A 4728-nucleotide genomic window follows, 5' to 3' on the forward strand; every position below is an offset into this window, starting at 1 on the left:
GAAGTTCTTTATTTCCATATTTTTAGTTATTTCTATTCATGATAAACATTATAAAGTTGTTCGTTTTGGATAACTTTTCATTTTTTATTTCCCAAAAAGTTTTCCAAAAAGGAAAACTTCAAAAAGAATAGAGTGATAGTTATTTCCATTTTTTATCATTTGCAAAGATAATAAAAAAGCCGCTGATGGTACAGGATAAGATGGAAAAAGTTCTATCCATTTACATATTTTAAGACTTGACCAACAGGGCGACTGACGGGATTGCAACTACCGTCTTTCAAGTCATCAAACAGCCAAACAGCATCAACTGCGTGAATGACAAACAATTATAAAAGAGGAGAAATATTTACTCGGAAAATTGCCGCGATTTACAGCTTGACTGCGGACATATCTATAAGACCTTTGGCGATGGCATAGACGGTAAGACCTGCAGGAGAATGTATCTGCAACTTACGTGCAATATTCTTGCGGTGAGTGATAACAGTGTTGATGGAAATGCAAAGATGGTCAGCCATCTCCTTATTTGTCATGCCCTGCACCAGACAGACTATCACGTCGCGCTCGCGGTCGCTCAATACATCTGCATCACTGTTCTTATTAATCATATTAGACAGTTTCTGCGATATATTGCTTTGGTTGATTTGCTTTTCAAGCAATCTGACTGCCGGTATAAAGATATGGTCTTCGACCTCGGAATGCTGGGCAAGCCATGACTCACAATTATAGATATCAAACAGCGTCGCATAAAGCTGATTATTGCGATGCGCATCGACTGGAAGATACTGTATGATGATATTCTTCAACTCACGCAACTTGACATCTATCTGGTCATGATGCTTGGAAAAAGTCTCCACATCATAGTTGGTCTGCGCTTTTCCCTGAAGGAGTGCCTCGACGTATGGAAAGACATTCTTTTCCTCATACTTCATATGATGGACGATACTGCGGGCATACTCATCATATATTTTGATGATGAGAGACGCCAGATTGTCGGCGGCGTCAAGCGATGCTATAAGTTCCTTCCTAATGAAAGGCAACTCAAAGTCCAAATAGTATTCGTGCGAGGATTTAAGATATTGCATCAAGGTGGGCACGGAAAGACGCGCGACATCATCCGCTCCCAGGTATCCATTGATGGTATAATTGACAATACACAGAAAAGTGAAGCTATCGACTCCCTCATCTATACAGACCTCTTCTACCGTCTTGTTGCCAAATCCCAGGTTGATGCCAAAAGAGCCAAGGCAGCGCAAAACCGCATAATTATCCTGTAAAAGAGTAATCATCTTGTCTGATGCTTCATATAATTTCTGCTTCTTCATCGTCTGTTGTTATATAATTGTATGCAAAATTACAAAAATCGAAAGAATATTTTCCTTCCACATTACTTTTTAACACAAAGTGAAGTCTATATTTGTTGCAAAGATAAAAAGGATGTCCAAATGGTGCAATACCTAAAAGTAGGTATTTTGAGTATGAACGCCGAAGACAACTACCTACTTCATAGAGTGGCTCTCCACGCTTGTAGAATTAACCTCCACGCTTATGGAGATACTCTCCACGCTTGCAAAATTAACCTCCACGCTTATGGAGATACTCTCCACGCTTGCAAAATTAACCTCCACGCTTATGGAGATACACTCCACGCTTGCGTAGTTGGCAAACGGCACAGTAAAAGCAATACAAAAAAATCCCTTGCCATCAATCTGACAAGGGACTTCATTATTAATTATGCTATAATTTGCTTGCTATTACTTGGCATAAGCCACACTGCGGGTCTCGCGGATAACCGTAATCTTAACCTGACCAGGATAGGTCATCTCGTTCTGAACCTTTGTTGCAATCTCGTCAGAGAGCTGGATGCTTTCCTCGTCGCTCATCTTGTCGGCACCGACAATCACGCGCAACTCGCGACCTGCCTGGATGGCGTAAGTCTTAACCACGCCAGGGTAGCTCATGGCTATAGCCTCAAGGTCATTAAGACGCTTGATGTAAGCCTCGACTATCTCGCGACGGGCACCGGGACGTGCACCAGAGATGGCATCGCAAACCTGAACGATAGGAGCAAGCAGGCTCTCCATCTCTGTCTCATCATGGTGAGCGGCGATGGCATTGCAGATATCTGCCTTCTCCTTATATTTCTCTGCTATCTTAGCACCATAGAGTGCGTGGGGCAACTCGCTCTCCTCGTCTGGCACCTTACCGATATCGTGCAGGAGACCGGCACGCTTGGCCTTCTTAGGATTAAGTCCCAGCTCTGAAGCCATAACTGCACAGAGGTTAGCTGTCTCGCGAGCGTGCTGCAACAAGTTCTGTCCGTAAGATGAGCGATATTTCATCTTGCCGACGATACGCACCAGCTCGGGATGCAGACCGTGGATACCCAGGTCGATAACCGTACGCTTACCAGTCTCAATAATCTCATTGTCCAACTGCTTCTTGACCTTAGCCACAACCTCCTCAATACGAGCGGGGTGGATACGGCCATCAGTAACCAGCTGATGGAGAGCCAGACGGCAAACCTCGCGACGGATGGGGTCAAAGGCAGAGATGACAATAGCCTCGGGGGTATCGTCGACGACAATCTCGACACCTGTAGCAGCCTCAAGGGCTCGGATATTACGACCCTCGCGACCGATGATACGACCCTTAACCTCGTCGTTATCAATGTGGAACACGCTCACCGAATTCTCGATAGCAGTCTCGGTAGCCACACGCTGGATGGTCTGGATGACAATCTTCTTGGCCTGCTGGTTGGCATTGAGCTTGGCCTCGTCTACAATCTCGTTGATATAGCTGGCGGCATCAAGTTTGGCCTGGTCCTTCAGGCTGTCTATCAGTCGTTCCTTGGCTTCCTCGGCGCTCAGACCAGAGAGCTCTTCGAGCTTGGCACGCTCCTGCTCCTGCATCTTCTCAAGTTCCTGCTGCTTTACGAGCATCAGCTTCTTCTCGTTGTCTATACGCTGCTGAAGCTGGGTGAGTTCCTGCTTCTTTCGGCCTATCTCGTCCTGACGCTGGTTGAGAGATATCTCGCGCTGCTTGAGCCTGTTCTCGTTTTGCAGAATCTTCTGGTTGCGCTGCTGCACCTCCTTCTCCAGCTCACTCTTCTTGTTGAGGAATTTCTCCTTGACTTCAAGCAGTTTCTTCTCCTTTACCACTTCGGCTTCCTTAGAGGCTGCCGCTACCATTTCATTGTATTTTCCCTTAATGACATAACGGAAAATCATATAACCAGCCAATACTCCCACGACGAGAGCTACGGCCACTATAATCAATGTAATTACCATTTTTAGTATTATGTATATAAAATTTAATTCCTTACTCGCTATCCAACGCTTCTTCGATTTCGGAAGTCAACTTGGTAAGGATGTCGGTAACAGGCAATATATCGTGTTTTCTGGTTTCCTTCTGATATCTGAGAGATATATCAATCAGAGCCATATATAATATTTCCTTCTCACCCTTGCGGTCTTTATAGACAGCAGAGTAATTGTTTACAACATCGGTTATCAGCTTGGCTGCGGCACGATAGCACTCTTCCTCTGCCCGAGGAATAGTCACTGTCATATCCGTATCGTAGACATGTAACCTAATACGCAATTTTTCCTTGTCTGACTCACCCATCGCTTCGCGTTATTTTTCGCTCAGTAGCGTGATACACTTGTTAACGTCTCTGATGAGCTTGGATATGCGCTTCTGCGCTCCTTCGACATCACCGTCGGTGACCTCAATCATCCTCGCCATCTTCAAACTCTCATAGTCCATGGAAGCCTGAGCCAGCCGAGCCTCAAGTTCGGCTATCTTGGCGTCGCGTTCGGACAGCATATCCTCAAGACGAGTCTTCTCCTTTTTGAGTTCATCAAAACGGAGAATCATCTGTCGCATACGTGTCGTAAACAGCGTCAATGTTTTCTCAGTAGCATCCATAACCTATGTTTAGCTTACAAATTTATATGAATAATCTGTAAAATCCAAAGAAATGTCTCGTTTTTTGTTATTTAGCTGCCTCTTCTTTGGCTTTTGGCTCTTTCTTGGCCAACATCACCACCTGATAGACAAATCCGGTAATCCACTTTTCAGAGAACGAGAGACGCTTGTTGTACTGGCGGATATTGAGCACCACCTTGACAACTCCGGCATCCTTGTAGTCGTTTTTGGTAAAGATTTCCTTCACGGTCTTCTCGGTCATCGAGTAGATGGCGCCCTTGAAGAAAGAAGGCATACGCAGCTTGAACTTCATGAGATTACCCATCAGCATCATCAGGTCTTGGGTAAAGCCCTGGAACTGTACGAGGTACACCTGTACGTCCTGTATCTTACGGCAGTTCTTACGAATACTGGCGTCAATCTCCTTGAAGAAGAGGTCGTCAACCTTATAGAGCTCTTTGAGCATCTTCTTGCAGTGGCTCTTCTCACCAATACCCAACTTATTGTTCTGGGTGGGCACATGCAGCGTCGTCTTGAACATACGCAAGTCGGGCAGCATGGCAAGATTGTTGATACCCAGCTGGCTAGCTATCGATGCCTGAAAGTACACCCTGATGAGCGTCATGTAGTCTTCCATTCCGCCCGTTTTCTTTTCCGTTGACTTATTTCCGAATAATTTTGAAAATATTCCCATTATAATTACTTAAGTTTTTAATTAAATAATGGCCTAATTGCCATTAACAGCCACAAAATTACAACAAACTCGCCAATTGTCAAAATTATTTAACGTATTTCTTCGCA

5 protein-coding genes are annotated in these 4728 nt (G+C 44.7%); all 5 read right to left on the reverse strand.

The genetic code is table 11. The features are described from left to right. Positions 1 to 368: 368 nt before the first annotated feature. The 5 genes from CIK92_RS12460 to CIK92_RS12480 all read right to left on the reverse strand — a co-directional run bounded on the left by CIK92_RS12460 (position 369) and on the right by CIK92_RS12480 (position 4621). Positions 369 to 1322, reverse strand: a complete 954-nt coding sequence (locus tag CIK92_RS12460) for a helix-turn-helix transcriptional regulator (protein WP_094389287.1) — start codon at positions 1320 to 1322, stop codon at positions 369 to 371. A gap of 429 nt (positions 1323 to 1751) precedes the next feature. Continuing rightward, positions 1752 to 3287, reverse strand: coding sequence for a ribonuclease Y (gene rny, locus CIK92_RS12465; protein ID WP_094389288.1), 1536 nt, complete (start codon positions 3285 to 3287; stop codon positions 1752 to 1754). A gap of 31 nt (positions 3288 to 3318) precedes the next feature. Continuing rightward, positions 3319 to 3624 carry a cell division protein ZapA gene (locus CIK92_RS12470; RefSeq protein WP_022310197.1) on the reverse strand — a complete coding sequence of 102 codons (306 nt, stop codon included), beginning with the start codon at positions 3622 to 3624 and terminating at the stop codon, positions 3319 to 3321. Positions 3625 to 3633: 9 nt separating this feature from the next. Continuing rightward, complete coding sequence (locus tag CIK92_RS12475; RefSeq protein WP_022310198.1) at positions 3634 to 3927, reverse strand: hypothetical protein; 294 nt, start codon at positions 3925 to 3927, stop codon at positions 3634 to 3636. Between the two features lie 67 nt (positions 3928 to 3994). Then, on the reverse strand, positions 3995 to 4621 hold the full coding sequence (locus tag CIK92_RS12480; protein WP_022310199.1) for a hypothetical protein: 627 nt from the start codon (positions 4619 to 4621) through the stop codon (positions 3995 to 3997). Positions 4622 to 4728: the final 107 nt, after the last annotated feature.

This window comes from Prevotella sp. P4-67 (assembly GCF_002251325.1).
Classification (GTDB): domain Bacteria; phylum Bacteroidota; class Bacteroidia; order Bacteroidales; family Bacteroidaceae; genus Prevotella.